12 protein-coding genes and 2 pseudogenes are annotated in these 14,829 nt (G+C 71.2%); 4 read left to right on the top strand and 10 right to left on the bottom strand.

Annotation, left to right across the window (positions count from 1 at the left end; genetic code table 11):
* Window positions 1–39 precede the first annotated feature (39 nt).
* The 6 genes and pseudogenes from QYS60_RS05055 to acsA form a co-directional block, all read right to left on the bottom strand.
* Window positions 40–312 carry an acyl carrier protein gene (locus QYS60_RS05055; RefSeq protein ID WP_003935769.1) on the bottom strand — a complete coding sequence of 91 codons (273 nt, stop codon included), beginning with the start codon at window positions 310–312 and terminating at the stop codon, window positions 40–42.
* 9 nt (window positions 313–321) lie between these two features.
* Window positions 322–1,395: pseudogene (locus tag QYS60_RS05050) on the bottom strand (dihydrolipoamide acetyltransferase family protein); the annotation flags it as partial.
* 615 nt (window positions 1,396–2,010) lie between these two features.
* Window positions 2,011–2,139: pseudogene (locus QYS60_RS05045) on the bottom strand (biotin/lipoyl-containing protein); the annotation flags it as partial.
* A 45-nt stretch (window positions 2,140–2,184) separates the two neighbouring features.
* Window positions 2,185–3,159: an alpha-ketoacid dehydrogenase subunit beta gene (locus tag QYS60_RS05040; RefSeq protein WP_371382572.1), complete on the bottom strand. Its 975-nt coding sequence runs from the start codon at window positions 3,157–3,159 to the stop codon at window positions 2,185–2,187.
* Window positions 3,156–4,169 carry a pyruvate dehydrogenase (acetyl-transferring) E1 component subunit alpha gene (pdhA, locus tag QYS60_RS05035; RefSeq protein ID WP_289379749.1) on the bottom strand — a complete coding sequence of 338 codons (1,014 nt, stop codon included), beginning with the start codon at window positions 4,167–4,169 and terminating at the stop codon, window positions 3,156–3,158. The genes QYS60_RS05040 and pdhA overlap by 4 nt, the downstream gene beginning before the upstream one ends.
* Window positions 4,166–5,995 carry an acetate--CoA ligase gene (acsA, locus tag QYS60_RS05030; RefSeq protein ID WP_371382578.1) on the bottom strand — a complete coding sequence of 610 codons (1,830 nt, stop codon included), beginning with the start codon at window positions 5,993–5,995 and terminating at the stop codon, window positions 4,166–4,168. Before acsA ends, pdhA begins: the two co-directional genes overlap by 4 nt.
* A 178-nt stretch (window positions 5,996–6,173) precedes the next feature.
* On the opposite strand from acsA, the gene QYS60_RS05025 reads away from it, so the two are divergent.
* Window positions 6,174–6,656, top strand: a complete 483-nt coding sequence (locus tag QYS60_RS05025; protein WP_289379750.1) for an adenosine-specific kinase — start codon at window positions 6,174–6,176, stop codon at window positions 6,654–6,656.
* 132 nt (window positions 6,657–6,788) lie between these two features.
* On the opposite strand, the gene QYS60_RS05020 is transcribed toward QYS60_RS05025, so the two are convergent.
* From QYS60_RS05020 to pyk, 3 genes are all read right to left on the bottom strand, one after another.
* A complete protein-coding gene (locus QYS60_RS05020) occupies window positions 6,789–7,439 on the bottom strand; it encodes a uridine kinase (RefSeq protein ID WP_289382231.1) in 651 nt (216 codons plus the stop codon).
* A gap of 63 nt (window positions 7,440–7,502) precedes the next feature.
* The gene (locus QYS60_RS05015; RefSeq protein ID WP_289382229.1) at window positions 7,503–8,375 is read right to left on the bottom strand and encodes an acyl-CoA thioesterase II; all 873 of its coding nucleotides are present in this window, start codon (window positions 8,373–8,375) and stop codon (window positions 7,503–7,505) included.
* Window positions 8,372–9,793, bottom strand: coding sequence for a pyruvate kinase (gene pyk / locus QYS60_RS05010; RefSeq protein WP_003935779.1), 1,422 nt, complete (start codon window positions 9,791–9,793; stop codon window positions 8,372–8,374). The genes QYS60_RS05015 and pyk overlap by 4 nt, the downstream gene beginning before the upstream one ends.
* A 292-nt stretch (window positions 9,794–10,085) precedes the next feature.
* Between pyk and QYS60_RS05005 the strand changes: the two genes are divergently transcribed.
* Window positions 10,086–10,499 (top strand): MerR family transcriptional regulator, encoded by a 414-nt coding sequence (locus tag QYS60_RS05005; protein ID WP_289382227.1) that lies wholly within the window; start codon window positions 10,086–10,088, stop codon window positions 10,497–10,499.
* 74 nt (window positions 10,500–10,573) lie between these two features.
* Here QYS60_RS05005 and dps read toward each other — a convergent pair whose 3' ends face one another.
* A complete protein-coding gene (dps, locus tag QYS60_RS05000; RefSeq protein WP_003935781.1) occupies window positions 10,574–11,113 on the bottom strand; it encodes a DNA starvation/stationary phase protection protein Dps in 540 nt (179 codons plus the stop codon).
* A gap of 411 nt (window positions 11,114–11,524) precedes the next feature.
* On the opposite strand from dps, the gene QYS60_RS04995 reads away from it, so the two are divergent.
* Both QYS60_RS04995 and QYS60_RS04990 read left to right on the top strand, forming a co-directional pair.
* Window positions 11,525–12,967, top strand: coding sequence for a trehalose-6-phosphate synthase (locus QYS60_RS04995; protein ID WP_054374101.1), 1,443 nt, complete (start codon window positions 11,525–11,527; stop codon window positions 12,965–12,967).
* Between the two features lie 92 nt (window positions 12,968–13,059).
* Window positions 13,060–14,421, top strand: a complete 1,362-nt coding sequence (locus tag QYS60_RS04990) for a cytochrome P450 (RefSeq protein WP_289382222.1) — start codon at window positions 13,060–13,062, stop codon at window positions 14,419–14,421.
* Window positions 14,422–14,829: the final 408 nt, after the last annotated feature.

Genomic DNA, 14,829 nt, shown 5'->3' with positions numbered 1-14,829 from the left:
ATGCACCCGGCCCGCCCGTCAGGGAGCGGTTCCGGGGGTCTACTGCGCGAGGCGCTGCGCCAGGTAGTCGACGAGACCGTCGAGGGTGCTCAGATGCGCGTAGTCGGCCTCGGGGATGTCCACTCCGAGCGACGAACGCAGGCCGATCAGCACGTTCAGCCAATCCATCGAGTCGAGGTCGACCTGTTGGCGCAGCGGCCGGTCGCCCTCCAGCTCGAGATCCTCGATTTCGGGTGCGACGTCGGCGATCGCGGCGACGACAGCGGCGCGGAGGCCGGCGGGCTCGCCGTGTTCGGTCTCGTCGGTGGTCACGATCTCACCTCACAGTCGTTCCGGGTGCTGGAGCAGTTCGGCGATCTCGGTCAGGAACAGGGCGCCGCGCCGCCCGTCGCTGACCCGATGGTCGGCGGCCAGGGTCGCGGTGACCACCGGCGCGGGCCGCACGGTGTCGCCGTCGACCCACGGCCGCCGTGTCGGCTTGCCGAAGCCGACCAGCGCGACCTGCGGCGGGTAGATCACCCCGTACACCGATTCCACGCTCTCCTCCCCCAGGTTGGTCACGGTGACGGTGGGGTCGGACATCTCCGAGCTGCGCAACGATCCGGCCCGGGCGCGCTTGACGAGATCGGCGAGAGCCGCCATCAGCTCGGGCAGGGCGAGGTCGGCGACGTCGTGGATCGCCGGGGCGATCAGTCCGCCCTGGCGCAGGGAGACCGCCACGCCCACGTGTGTGGCCGGGGCCGGGTGGAACTCGCCGTCGGTCCAGAATCCGCTCATCTCGGGACAGCGCCGGGTGGCCAGCGCGACCGCCTTGATCAGCAGCGCCGCAAGCAGGACGCGCTCGGTGACCGGTCGTTGCGCGTTGTACTCGGTGAGCCAGTCGAGAGCACGCGTGAGCGGGATCTGCTCCGACAGGTAGTAGTGCGGGATCTCCCGCTTGGACCGTCCCATCGCGGACGCGATGGCGCGGCGCATCTCGGCGGCCTTGTCGACGGGTGTCTTGGCCGGAGCCGCGGCGGGCGGGGGCGCCGCGGCAGCGGGTGCGACCGCGGTGCGGGCGGCCGCGGCCCGATCGACGTCCTCGATCGTCACCGACTCCCAGGGCCCGGTGCCGGTCACGGTGTCGAGGTCGACGCCCAGTGCCCGGGCCTGCCGGCGGGCGGCCGGCGAGATCCGTCGCCGCGCGGCCGGCGCAGGCTCGGTGACCGGGGTAGCGCCGGCGGCTGCGGGGACAGGAGCCGCGCCGGCGGCTGTGGGGACAGGAGCCGCGCCGGCGGCTGCGGGGACAGGAGCCGCGCCGGCGGCTGTGGGGACAGGAGCCGCGCCGGCGGCTGTGGGGACAGGAGCCGCGCCGGCGGCTGTGGGGACAGGAGCCGCGCCGGCGGCTGTGGGGACAGGAGCCGCGCCGGCGGCTGTGGGGACAGGAGCCGCGCCGGCGGCTGTGGGGACAGGAGCCGCGCCGGCGGCTGTGGGGACAGGAGCCGCGCCGGCGGCTGTGGGGACAGGAGCCGCGCCGGCGGCTGTGGGGACAGGAGCCGCGCCGGCGGCTGTGGGGACAGGAGCCGCGCCGGCGGCTGTGGGGACAGGAGCCGCGCCGGCGGCTGTGGGGACAGGAGCCGCGCCGGCGGCTGTGGGGACAGGAGCCGCGCCGGCGGCTGTGGGGACAGGAGCCGCGCCGGCGGCTGTGGGGACAGGAGCCGCGCCGGCGGCTGTGGGGACAGGAGCCGCGCCGGCGGCTGTGGGGACAGGAGCCGCGCCGGCGGCTGTGGGGACAGGAGCCGCGCCGGCGGCTGTGGGGACAGGAGCCGCGCCGGCGGCTGTGGGGACAGGAGCCGCGCCGGCGGCTGTGGGGACAGGAGCCGCGCCGGCGGCTGCGGGGACAGGAGTCGCGGCCGGGGCCTCGGACACCGGGATCTCCTCGACGGCCGGAGCGTCTTCCCCGGGTTCGAGCATCGTCGCCATCGCCGCCCCGACCGGCAGGGTGATGCCCGGCTGCGCGAGCAGCCGGTGGACCACCCCGTCCCGCCAGATCTCGACCTCGACCTCCGCCTTGGCGGTGTCCACCGACGCGATCACCTGGCCCCGCTCGACCGTGTCACCGGGGGCGACGCGCCATTCGGTCAGGGTGCCTTCGTCCATGTCGGCCCCGAGGGACGGCAGGGTGAACTCGAACACGTCGCCTCCTCAGTTCTCGCCCGTCAGCACCAGCACGGCGGCGACGATCTTCTCCGGTTGCGGGATCGCCGCCTGTTCCAGGTGCCGGGCGTAGGGCACCGGCACCTCTTCGCTGCACACCCGGACCACGGGCGCGTCGAGGTCGTAGAACGCCTCCTCGACGATCCGGGTGGTCACTTCGGCGGCGAGGCCGACGCTGCGCCAGCCCTCGTCGACGACCACCACCCGGTGGGTGCGGCGGACGGAGTCCACGACGGTGGCGGTGTCGAGCGGACGCAGCACCCGAAGGTCGACGACCTCGGCCTCGATGCCGCTACCCGCGAGGGTTTCCGCGGCGGCGAGGGCCTTGCCGACGGTGCCGCCGTAGGCGACGAGGGTCACGTCGCCGCCGGGCCGCAGCACCCGTGCGCTCGCGATGTCGACCGGTTCGTCGGGGTCGATGTCGGCGGTGGTGTTGTAGAGCAGGGCGTGCTCGAACACGACGACCGGGTCCGGGTCCGCGAGGGCGGGCGCGAGCATTCCGCGGGCGTCCTGCACGGTGGCCGGGGCCAGGACCCGGATGCCGGGAATGTGCGCGTACCACGCTTCGAGGCTGTGCGAGTGCTGCGCGGCCAGTTGCCGTCCGGCACCGGTGGCCATGCGGATCACGATCGGCACGGAGAACTGGCCGCCGGACATGTGGCGCAGCGCGGCGGCGGTGTTCACGATCTGATCGAGGGCGAGCAGACTGAAGTTGACGGTCATGATCTCGACGACTGGTCGCATCCCGCCGAGGGCCGCTCCGATGCCCGCGCCGACGAATCCGAGTTCCGACAGTGGGGTGTCCCGGATGCGTTCGGGTCCGAACTCGTCGAGCAGGCCCTTGGTCACGGCATACGTGCCCCCGTACCGCCCGATGTCCTCCCCCATCAGGAACACCCGCGGATCGGCGGTGAGCGCATCGTGCAGCGCGGCGCGCAGGGCTTCGCGATAGCTGAGTTTCACAGCGCCTCCCCGGCCGGTGTGGTCACGTCGCGCAACAGGTCGGACTCAGGTTCCCAGGTGCCGGCCTCGGCGAAGGCGACGGCGGCGTCGACCTCGGCCGTGGCCTGGGCGTCGAGGTGCAGGAACTGTTCCTCGGTCAGCAGATTCAGTGCCTTCAGCCGCGCCGAGAACGTGTGGATGGGGCCGCGTTCCTTCCAGCGTTCGACCTCGGCCTTGTCCCGGTAGAGCTCGGGGTCGAACATCGAATGGGCGCGGAATCGGTAGGTCTGGAACTCGACGAACATCGGCCCGCCGGTGCTGCGGACGTGGGAGACCCCGGCGCGAGCCGTCTCGTGGACGGCGAGCACGTCCATCCCGTCGGTCCGGAGGGTGGGGACGCCGAATGCGGCGGCCTTCGCGCACAGGTCGGTCTGCGATTCGGACCGGGCCAGGGCGGTGCCCATGGCGTACAGGTTGTTCTCGCAGCAGAACAGGACCGGCAGCTGCCACAGGGCCGCGAGGTTGAGCGCTTCGTGGAACGCGCCCTCGGCCATCGCCCCCTCGCCGAAGAAGCAGGCGGTGACCCTCGGGGCCGACTGCATCTTGTCGGCCAGCGCCAGGCCCACCGCCAGCGGCAGGCCGCCACCGACGATCGCGTTGCCGCCGTAGAAGCGGGTGGCGGCGTCGAACAAGTGCATCGAACCGCCGCGACCCCGGGAGCAGCCTTCCTGCTTGCCGAACATCTCCGCCATGATCGCGTTCATGGACAGCCCGTGGATCAGGGCATGCCCGTGTTCACGGTAGGTACCGACGACGCTGTCGTCGCGATCGAGTGCGTGCAGGGCGCCGACGGCCACGGCCTCCTCCCCCACGTACAGGTGCAGGAATCCGCGGATCTTGCCGGCGCCGTAGAGTTCGGCGGCCTTCTCCTCCATCCGCCGGATGCGCAGCATGTCGGCCAGCAGCCCGAGCGCGAACTCACGGTCGTAGGGGAATCCGGCGGCATGACCGCCGATCGATCCGCTGGTCATCCGGCCACCTCCGGGGTCTCGAGCGTCGACGTGTCGCCTTCGGCGAGGCCGAGTTCGCGGGCCTTGAGCAGCCGGCGCAGCGTCTTGCCGCTGCGGGTGTGCGGCAGCGAGTCGACGAAGGTGAGTTCCTTCGGGGCGACGGCCGCACCGAGCCGGACGCGGGCATGCCCGATCAGCTTGCGGCGCAACGCGTCGTCCGGTGCGACGCCGCGTTCGAGGACGACGAAGGCCTTGACCTTCTCGCCCAGGATCTCGTCGGGCACCCCGATCACGGCGGCTTCGAGCACGGCCGGGTGCTCGGCGAGTGCGCTCTCGACCTCGAACGGTCCGATGAGATGACCGGCGGACTTGATGACGTCGTCGGCGCGGCCGACGAACCAGAAATACCCGTCGGTGTCGCGGCGCGCGAGGTCCCCGGTGAGGTACAGATGGTCGGCGAAGCACTTGCGGTACCGCTCGTCCTGGTTCAGGTAGCCACGGAACATCGACGGCCAGCCCGCCCGCAGCGCCAGTTCCCCCTCGGTGTCGGGGTCGGTGACCTCGTGCACGGTGCCGTCCTCGTCGCGGCGGACGATCCGGGCGTCGACCCCGGGCAGCGGCCGGCCCATCGAGCCGGGCTTGATGTCGAACGCCGGCGTGTTGGCGATCATGATGCCGCCGGTCTCGGTCTGCCACCAGTTGTCGTGGATGGGGAGCCCGAGCACCTCGGTACCCCACCACACGGCGTCCGGGGCCAGCGGCTCGCCGACACTGGCGACGAACCGCAGGTTCGGGAACCGGTAGCGCCTCGCGACCTCGGGCCCGGCGCGCATGAGCATCCGGACCGCGGTGGGAGCGGTGTACCAGACGCTGATCTGTTGGTCCTGCAGGATCCGGTACCACCGTTCGGCGTCGAACTCCGCCTCGTCGACGATCGAGGTGACGCCGTGCAGCAGCGGCGCGACGATGCCGTACGACGTGCCCGTCACCCACCCCGGATCGGCGGTGCACCAGTAGATGTCGTCGGGATGCAGGTCGAGGGCGTATCGACCGGTGGCGTAGTGCGTGACGACGGCGCCGTGCACGTGCAGCGCCCCCTTCGGGGTGCCGGTGGTGCCGCTCGTGAAGTGCAGCAACGACGGGTCGTCGGCGGTCGTGGGGGTGAGGTCGGCGACCGGCTCGGCGGCGTCGAGCAGTGCCCTCAGGTCGAGGGTGCCCGGCACGTCGGTGGCGGCGCCGCCGTCGCCGACGAGCAGCACGTGTTCGAGGGTCGGCACCCGGTCGCGCACCGCGGCGACCCGCCGGTGGTACAGCGCCTCCGTGGTCACCAAGACCTGCGCGGAGCCGAGTTCGAGGCGGGTGACCAGGGGTTCGGGACCGAAGGCCGAGAACAGCGGGGTGACGACCGTGCCGTTGCGCAGGGCGCCGAGGACGGCGATGTACAGCTCGGGGATCCGGTCGGCGAACACGAACAGCCGGTCGCCCTTACCGATCCCGAGGTCGCGCAGGACGCGGGTGAAGCGACGCACCCGGTCTGCGAGGTCGTGGTACGACAACTCCGTGACCTCGATGCGGCCGGTTGCGTCCCCCGGCGCGAGGAACCGGAGCGCCGGCCGGTCACGTAGCGGGCCGTCGGCGTGCCGGTCGACCGCCGACCAGGCGATGTTGCACCCCCCGCCGGGCGGGCCCGGCACCTGCGCTGCCGCCTCCTCCCACGTGAAGCGGGCACAGGTGGTCTCGTAGTCCGACAGGTTCGGCGGAACCCGCAGGTCCTCGGCCGTCTTGCGGATCACCGCGTCGCTGCTGGTCGTCACGGCCGCTCCCTCCGTTCGCGTCGAGCCGATCATGCGCCGCCCCGGACGACCCGGCATAGGGGCATTGGTCCTCACGCCCCGCACCGTGGGCGTGCGGACGCAGCAGCGCTGTCGCTCGTCGCCGGCCGTCGGGGCGTTGCCCCCGGGGGGCGCGGCCGGGCACACTGACTGTCGACGTCCGTCGGTCCGCAGGGCATCCGAGGAGGCGATCGTGGAGTTGCACGTCGTGGCGATCGACAAGCCCGACGACATGAACGTCGTCGTCGGGCAGGCCCATTTCGTCAAGACCGTCGAGGACCTGCACGAAGCGTTGGCCGGGGTGAGTCCGCATCTGCGGTTCGGTGTGGCGTTCTGCGAGGCCTCCGGGCCCCGCCTCGTGCGCTCCTCCGGCAACGACGACCGGCTCGTCGAGTTGGCCCGGCGCAACGCCCTGGCGGTGGGCGCGGGTCACTCGTTCTTCGTGTTCGTGGAGGACGGGTATCCGGTGAACTTCCTGAACACGTTGAAGCAGGTACCGGAGGTCTGCGGCATCTTCTGCGCCACGGCCAACCCGGTCGAGATCATCGTCGCCGAGACCGATCTCGGTCGGGGCATCGCCGGGGTGATCGACGGAAGCCCGCCCGTGGGCGTGGAGACGAGCACCGATGTCGCCGACCGCAAGGCCCTGCTGCGGACGATCGGCTACAAGCTCTGACGGCGGGGACAAGGGGCGGGGACAAGGGGCCGCGGCGCGCGGAGAGTCCGCTCGTCGCCGGTCCGGGCCCGATCAGGCGGCGCGTGTGTGAGGTCGCCGGCGTCCGACCTCCGGGCCCGCTCGGTCACGGGTTCATCGCCCCCGCCCGGCTCCCCGGTCCCGGCTGAGCGCACCGGCAGCGTGCACCGCCGGCCGGTCCGGGTGGTCGTACCGCACGACGATGTCTGCGGCGGCGGCCGTCGCGGCGTCGTGCTCGAGCAGTGGCGGGATCGTCCAGCGGTCCTCGGCGGGCGTCAGCCGATCCAACGCGGCCTGCGACATCGCGAGGTGCACCGTGACGTCGAAGGCCAGTCCCCGACCGAGCAGCATAGGCCCGGCGATCGTCAGCACCTGACCGTCGGGAGCGTCGATCCGCCGCGCGCGTGCCGATCGGTCCTCCGCCTCGTCCCACAGCTTCGGCAGCCACCGTCCGTTCTCCCGCAGTGCCCGGACCACTTCGCGGTCGAGCGCCCCGTAGTCGAACCAGTTCGCGCGGTAGCTCTCCTGGTCGGTGCGTCCGTGCTCGAACCGGAGCGAGGCCGGGCGCACGAAGTCGTGCAGTGACAGCACGGCCGCCGGCCGCCCCTCGACGCGAAGGCGGGCGGCCACCTCCTCGGCCAGATCCAGCGGTGCGGCCGCGTCGGCGGCGGAGATCGCGACACACACCCGGCCGCGGTGTCCGGCGGCGCGTGCTGCAACGACGTCGGCGAGGGTCTCGGGGCTGATCGGGGTGAACACCGTCATCGCTCCAGTCTCCGGCCTCTCCGTCGTCGCGGCCCCCGAAGATCCTCGGCTCCGGCCGGTCCCTCACCCCCGGCGCGGAAAGTGCCGGATCAGCCCCTCCTGCACGACCGTCGCCACGAGTTCCCCGTCGAGGGTGAAGTAACGGCCCGTCGCGAGCCCCCGCGAGCCCGCCGCGACCGGCGACTCGGTGGCGTACAACGTCCATTCGTCGAACCGGACCGGCCGGTGGAACCACATGGAGTGGTTGACGGTCGCGGCGACGATGCGGTCCAGCCCCCAGGACAACCCGTGGGTGGTGAGGATCGAGTCGAGCACGGTGGTGTCGGAGCTGTAGGCCAGGGTGGCGGCATGCAGGAGCCCGTCCTCGGGCAACGCGCCGTCGGCACGCATCCACACCCGATTGTGCGAGAGCCGTTCCCCGGTGCCTTTGAGGATCCACGCGGGATCGTTGGCATAGCGCATGTCGATCGGTTTGAGGGCGTTGACGAAGTGCGGTAGATGATCCTCGAACCCGGACAGGTGGTCCCCGAGCGGCGGCAGCACGTCCGGGTAGGGCACCTCCGGAACGCTCACCGCATGCTCGAGTCCCTTACCCCACCGCTGGAAGGCGACGAGCATGACGAACAGCTCCTTGCCGTTCTGGGACGCGGTGACCATGCGGTTCGCGAAGTCCCGGCCGTCGCGGTGCCGGGCCACACGGTACTCGATCGGCGCCTTGACGTCGCCTCCGCGGATGAAGTGAGCGTTGAGCGCGTGCACCGGCCGGTCGCCGACCGTGCGGCCGGCCGCGATCAGCGCCTGCGCGACGAGCTGGCCGCCGAACGTGCGGCTACCCGCCTGGACCGGGTGCTCTCCGCGGTAGAGGTCCTCGTCGATCTGCGCGAGATCGAGCAGATCGACGAGCACCTCGAGATCGGTCGCGGTGCGACGGCTCAATGGGTGTCCTTCTCCCCGAGCCGGTGCACGTGGATCAGGTTGGTCGAGCCGGACCGGCCGGGCGGGGACCCGGCCACGATGACGACGAGGTCGCCGCGCTGGTATCGGCCGAGGGAGAGCAGCGCCGCATCGACCTGCTGCACCATCACGTCGGTGGTGTCGACCGGTTCGACGGAGAACGTCTCGGTGCCCCAGGTCAGCGCCAGCTGGCTGCGGATGTGCGGAACCGGGGTGAACGCGAGCAGCGGCAGCCTGGTGTGCAGTCGCGCCAGGCGCCGTACCGTGTCGCCGGACTGGGTGAACGCCACCAGCGCCTTGGCTTCGAGCCGTTCGCCGATGTCCCGTGCCGCGTAGGAGATCACCCCTCGCTTGGTCCGCGGCACGTGGGTCAGCGCCGGGACCCGGGTGGGGTCGGATTCGACCGCCGCGATGATGCGGGCCATCGTCCGCACCGTCTCGACCGGGTACTTGCCGACGGACGTCTCGCCGGAGAGCATCACCGCGTCCGCGCCGTCGAGCACCGCATTGGCGACGTCGGAGGCCTCGGCACGGGTCGGCCGGGAGTTCTCGATCATCGACTCGAGCATCTGCGTGGCCACGATGACGGGCTTGGCGTTCTCGCGGGCGATCTGGATCGCCCGCTTCTGCACGAGGGGCACCTCCTCGAGCGGCATCTCGACGCCGAGGTCACCGCGCGCGACCATCACCGCATCGAACGCCAGCACGACCGCCTCGAGATTCTCGATGGCCTCGGGCTTCTCGAGCTTGGCGATCACCGGCACGCGGTGTCCCACCCGGTCCATCACCTCGTGCACGAGCTCGATGTCGGCCGGGGAACGAACGAACGACAGCGCCACGAAGTCCACGCCGAGGCGCATCGCGAACTCGAGGTCTTCGATGTCCTTCTCCGACAGCGCCGGAACCGAGATGTTCATCCCCGGCAGGGACACGCCCTTGTTGTTGCTGACCGGTCCCCCCTCGGTCACGCGGCAGACCACGTCCGAACCCTCGACGTGCTCGACGACCAGGCCGACCTTGCCGTCGTCGACGAGCAGGCGATCGCCGGGGCGCGCGTCCTCGGCGAGTTGCTCGTAGGTGGTCGAGACCCGGTCGTGCGTGCCCTCGACGTCGTCGACGGTGATGCGGACGATCTCGCCGGTCTTCCACACCGTCGGTCCCTCGGCGAACCGTCCGAGGCGAATCTTCGGGCCCTGCAGGTCGGCGAGGATGCCGACGGCATGCCCGCTGGTATCGGAGGCCTCGCGCACGCGGCGATAGTGAGCCTCGTGGTCGGCGTGTGCGCCGTGGCTGAAGTTGAGGCGGGCCACATCCATCCCGGCGTCGACGAGTTCCCTCAGGACCTCGGGGTCTGCCGTAGCCGGGCCCATGGTGCAAACGATCTTGGTGCGTCGGGTCACGCGGTCGAGCCTAGTACCCGCGTGACGACCACGGAGCATGGCGGGCGATCCGCGGGGGTCAGACGGCAGGAGCGGCACGGATCCGCCGGTCGGCGGCAGGCGAGGCGGACGATAAAATCTGTGTCACATGTAAGAGAAATTCGTACCGGAACGGCCGGCGCCGGGAGTTCGGGGTCCCGGGCGCCACCTCCCCGACAGCTGTCTCCGGTACTGCAGGTTTCCTGTGGTGATCGGGTAGATTCCGATCCACCGGAGATCGTGGCAGCGAGGACACCGAGCGAGGGAACCTGGAATGGAGAAGACGCGGAAGGAGCCGGTGCCGGACCCCCGCCGCGGCGTCTACGGCATCTCGGTGGCATCCGAGTTGTCCGGGGTCGACCCGCAGTCCATGCGGCTGTACGAGCGTCGCGGACTGCTCAGCCCGGCGCGCACCCGGGGCGGCACCCGCCGATACAGCGACGAGGACGTGGCGCGCCTGCGACGAATCAGCGAACTCCTGTCGGAGGGCATCAATCTGGCCGGTATCGCCCAGATCTTCCGCCTCGAGTCGCATCATGCCGAACTGGCGTCCCATACGGCGCAACTCGAATCCCACAACGCGCGCCTCGAATCGGACAAGGCTCGCCTCGAGGACGCCAATGCACGTCTCGAGTCGGACAATGCGCGCCTACGGGCGGGCACCGACGACAGCACAGCGACCCCATAGCGCAGACGCACCGGTCGCCCGCCGGCGACCGGTGCGCTTTCGAGCGGCCGAGGACACGGCCGCTGCCGCCCCGCTCAGCGGGCTTCGTTCGCGGCCTGCTGCTCGGTGCGCGCGCCCTCGTGCGCCAGGGTCCCGGAAGCGTTCTCGAGATGGGCCCGGACGAACCACTGGAACTTCTCGAGATCCCGCGTCTGCCCGATGAGCAGATCCTCGGTGATCGGATCGATCTCCCCGACCTCCGAGATCGCCTTGCGGCAGTCCCCGATCACGCCGTCGTACACCAGATCGAGCGCGGCGAGATGCGCCTGGGCGGTGTCCCGCCCCACCGAGTAGTCGTCCCACGAACGGTCCTTCTCGATCGCGCCCGCGGTTCCCTTCGGCGAGGATCCGAGTGCCGCGATGCGTTCGGCGACATCGTCGGCGAATCCGCGGACCGCTTCGACCTGCGGGTCGATCATCTCGTGCACACCGATGAAGTTCGGCCCCACGACGTTCCAGTGCACGTGCTTGAGGGTGAGGTGCAGGTCGTTGTAGGCACTGAGACGATTCTGCAGCACTTCGGCCACCCGGGCGCCTTCGCTGTCGCTCAGGCCGGGGACGGTGAACTTCGCCATCTTCGATTCCTCCTACGGACTCGTGTGAAGTACCTCCGCAGGCCGTCTGCCGGCCCGCCGGTCGGCACGTGGGTGCCGGAGTAACTCGCCGGAGGGCTACCCCGTTCCGCGGTCGCCGAAACCGCCGGGCAGTAGCGTGCACGCGTCACCACGCGAGGAGGCGGCCACGACCGGCGCGCGGGCCGTCCACCTCGAGCAGAACTGTACGCAGCATTTGACAAAATTTCTGTTCTACGAGACAGATTATTTGCCGTGCGTGAGTGGGGGCGGTGCGCTGCGGAACCGCGGGCGCCTCGAAGTGCCTCCCCGCTCCGCTTCGAGTGATAGACAAAAACTACTTGTCATAAGTACGAGTTCGACAGCAATCGCCGGAGCGACCGGCCCCGGTGTCGAGCAAGGAGGCGCGACGCGATGACCGCAGCGGACCTGGTGGTGGTGGCCAATCGGCTCCCCGTCGACTACGACCCATCGGCCGACGACGGACGCGGCGGGTGGCGCCGCAGCCCGGGCGGGCTCGTCACCGCCCTGGAACCGGTGCTGCGTGCCGCCGACGGCGCCTGGGTGGGCTGGCCCGGCGCCGCCGACGTCGCGTTCGAACCCTTCACCGAGGACGGCATCACGATGCACCCCGTCTCCCTCACCGAAGGCGAAGTGGCCGACTACTACGAGGGCTTCTCGAACGCGACACTGTGGCCCCTGTACCACGACGCGATCGTCGCGCCGGTCTACGACCGGACGTGGTGGCGGACCTACGTCGCGGTCAACCGCCGCTTCGCGGCGGCCGCGGCCGATGCGGCCGCCCCGGGCGCCACCGTGTGGGTGCACGACTATCAGCTGCAGCTGGTGCCGAAGATGCTGCGCGAGTTGCGGCCCGACCTGAAGATCGGGTTCTTCCTGCACATTCCCTTTCCGCCCACGGAACTGTTCCTGCAGCTGCCGTGGCGCACCGCCGTCGTCGAGGGTCTGCTCGGCGCCGACCTGGTGGGGTTCCACCTGCCCGGCGGCGCCCGCAACTTCCTGTTCCTGGCGCAGCGCCTGCTGGGGCTGCACACCCACGCGCACTCCGACCTCGACTCGTGTGTGGGCGCCGTCGACGTCGGTGACCGGCGCGTGCAGGTCGGCGCCTTCCCCATCTCGATCGACTCGGCCCACTTCGCGGAACGCGTGCAGTCCCCGCACATCCGGGAGCGGGCCGCGCAGGTCCGCGAGGAACTCGGCAACCCCGAGATCCTGCTGCTCGGCGTGGACCGCCTCGACTACACCAAGGGCATCGACATCCGGCTCGAGGCACTACACGAACTGCTCGACGAGGGCACCCTCGACCCCGAGAAGGTCGTCATGGTGCAGCTTGCCACCCCGAGCCGCGAGCGCGTGTCCGCCTACGCGCAGCTGCGCGAGGACATCGAACGCAAGGTGGGCCACCTCAACGGCGAATACGGGCAGCTGGGCCGGCCGGTGGTGCACTATCTGCACCGGCCCGTGGACCGGGACGAGCTCATGGCCCTGTACAGCGCCGCGGACGTCATGCTCGTCACGCCCCTACGCGACGGCATGAACCTCGTCGCAAAGGAGTACATCGCATGCCGGGCCGACGGCACCGGCGCGCTCGTCCTCAGCGAGTTCACCGGAGCAGCAAGCGAACTGCGCCGAGCCCACCTGGTCAACCCACACGATCTCGATGCCGTCAAACGCGCCATCGTCGTCGCCGCCACCGAGGATGCGGCGACCGCGGCCCGCCGGATGCAGTCGCTGCGCACCCAGGTGCTCCATCACGACGTCGACCGGTGGGCCGACGCCTTCCTCACGGATCTGCGCGCCAGCGGCACCGGCAAAGCGGCGGCGGCGAGCGCCTGAGCCGGGCCCGGCACGGCCGGATCACGTTTAGCGATCCGGCCTGGCGGCGATCCTTCCCGTGACCGTGACCCCGCGCCCGGAGGAGACCGCCGATGGCCGGCCCTGTAGTTCAGAGCCCGACCTCGTCCCGCGCCCGGCGGGCCTCGGCGGCCGACACCGCCCGGCTCGCCGCCGAGGTCGGCCTGCCGTTCGTCGCCGCGGGTGCCATCGCCCGCCGTCGCAGGGTGATGGGTCTGCTCGAGCGGACTCAGGCCGACGCCCGCATCGTCGCCACCGTCGCGCGCCTACGCGAACGCTACGGCGACGCTCCCCTCACTTTCGCCCTGCCCGGGCGGACGCTCGCGGTGGTGCTCTCGCCGTCGGACGTCGATGCCGTGCTGAGAACCGGCGCCGGCTCCTACACCGCCGCGACGGTCGAGAAGCGCGCTGCCCTCGGTCCGTTCCAGCCCCACGGGGTGCTGGTCTCGCGCACCCCGCTGCGGGAGAGGCGCCGCGCCGTCAACGAGAGGTCGCTCGACACCGATCGGGACCTGCACCGGCTCGCCACACCGATGCTGCACACCATCGAGGAGGAGGCGAACGGACTGTTGCGCCGCGCCCGGGCGGAGGGGGGCCTGAGCGCCGCGGAGTTCACCCGCTCCTGGTGGCGACTGGTGCGCCGGCTCGTCCTCGGCGATGCGGCACGCGACGACGACACCCTCACCGATCAGCTGTGGCGGTTGCGGTCCGACGGCAACTGGGCCTACGCCCATCCGGTGCGCCATCGACTGCGCGACCGGTTCACCGAGCGGCTGCACGGTTACGTCGAGCAGGCTCCCGCCGGAACCCTCGCCGGTGCACTCGGTGAGATCGCCGAGCCGGCCGCGGTCGATCCGCAGGGGCAGATCCCGCACTGGCTGTTCGCCTTCGACGCCGCTGGCATGGTCACCGCCCGCACCCTGGCAGTACTCGCCACCCATCCCGAACAACGGGCACGGGCCCGCAGCGACATCGCCGCCGCCGGCCTCGGCACCCCCGCACCACTCGAGTACCTGCGCGGGTGTGTCCTCGACACCACGCGGCTGTGGCCCACCACGCCTGCGATCCTCCGGGATTCGACGGCCGACACGACGTGGAACGACGAGCGCGGCAGCTACACGATCCCGGCCGGGACCGGTTTCGTCGTGCTCGCACCCGCATTCCACCGGGACTCCGAGACACTGCCGTTCGCGCACCGGTTCGCGCCGGAGATCTGGGTCGACGGCGAGGCCGACCGGTATCCGGCGCTCGTCCCGTTCAGTGTCGGCCCGGCCGGGTGCCCGGGCCGCAATCTCGTCCTGTTCGTCACGAGCACCCTGCTCGCGCACCTGCTCGCCGGCGCCGAGTTCACGCTGACCTCCCGCCTGAAGCCGGATCCGGCGCGGCCGCTGCCGGCCACCCTGAACAACTTCGGACTGGAGTTCGCCGTCCGGTGACCGGCAGCGCGGCGGTGCCGCGGATCGCCGTCCGAACCGCTACCGGGACTTCGGGGTCACCTCGGTGGGGAGGGACGGTGGGTGAGCGGCACCCCGCCCGGCGGTACGCACGCGATGTCGTTCCCGGCCGATCCGGTTCAGCTCGGGCGGCCGGCGCGCCGCAGCCGGACCCGAAGCTCTACGCCACCCACGTCGGCTCGATGGGCGAACCCGACTCCGCCGCACTCGGCACCGAGAAGGGACTCGTGGGGCAGTGTGCAGCAGGCTCCCGATCCCGAGAAGCCGTAGCCCGCGACACGACGCCGGGAAGGGGCGGTGCGGCTCGGCCGCACCGCCCCTTCCCGGTTCCCCGGTCAGTCGCCTGGGGAATTCTCCGCGATCTCCGGGGCGTTCTCCCGTGTCGCCATG

This window comes from Rhodococcus sp. GXMU-t2271 (genome assembly GCF_041414735.1).
Classification (GTDB): Bacteria; Actinomycetota; Actinomycetes; order Mycobacteriales; family Mycobacteriaceae; genus Rhodococcus; species Rhodococcus indonesiensis.
This window is presented reverse-complemented; position numbering and strand designations above follow the sequence as displayed.

Coding starts and splice junctions, on each gene's coding strand:
- QYS60_RS04990 (WP_289382222.1), top strand. CDS start 13,060: ATGGCCGGCCCTGTAGTTCAGAGCCCGACCTCGTCCCGCGCCCGGCGG.
- pdhA (WP_289379749.1), bottom strand. CDS start 4,169: ATGACCAGCGGATCGATCGGCGGTCATGCCGCCGGATTCCCCTACGAC.
- QYS60_RS05005 (WP_289382227.1), top strand. CDS start 10,086: ATGGAGAAGACGCGGAAGGAGCCGGTGCCGGACCCCCGCCGCGGCGTC.
- QYS60_RS05020 (WP_289382231.1), bottom strand. CDS start 7,439: ATGACGGTGTTCACCCCGATCAGCCCCGAGACCCTCGCCGACGTCGTT.
- QYS60_RS04995 (WP_054374101.1), top strand. CDS start 11,525: ATGACCGCAGCGGACCTGGTGGTGGTGGCCAATCGGCTCCCCGTCGAC.
- acsA (WP_371382578.1), bottom strand. CDS start 5,995: ATGATCGGCTCGACGCGAACGGAGGGAGCGGCCGTGACGACCAGCAGC.
- dps (WP_003935781.1), bottom strand. CDS start 11,113: ATGGCGAAGTTCACCGTCCCCGGCCTGAGCGACAGCGAAGGCGCCCGG.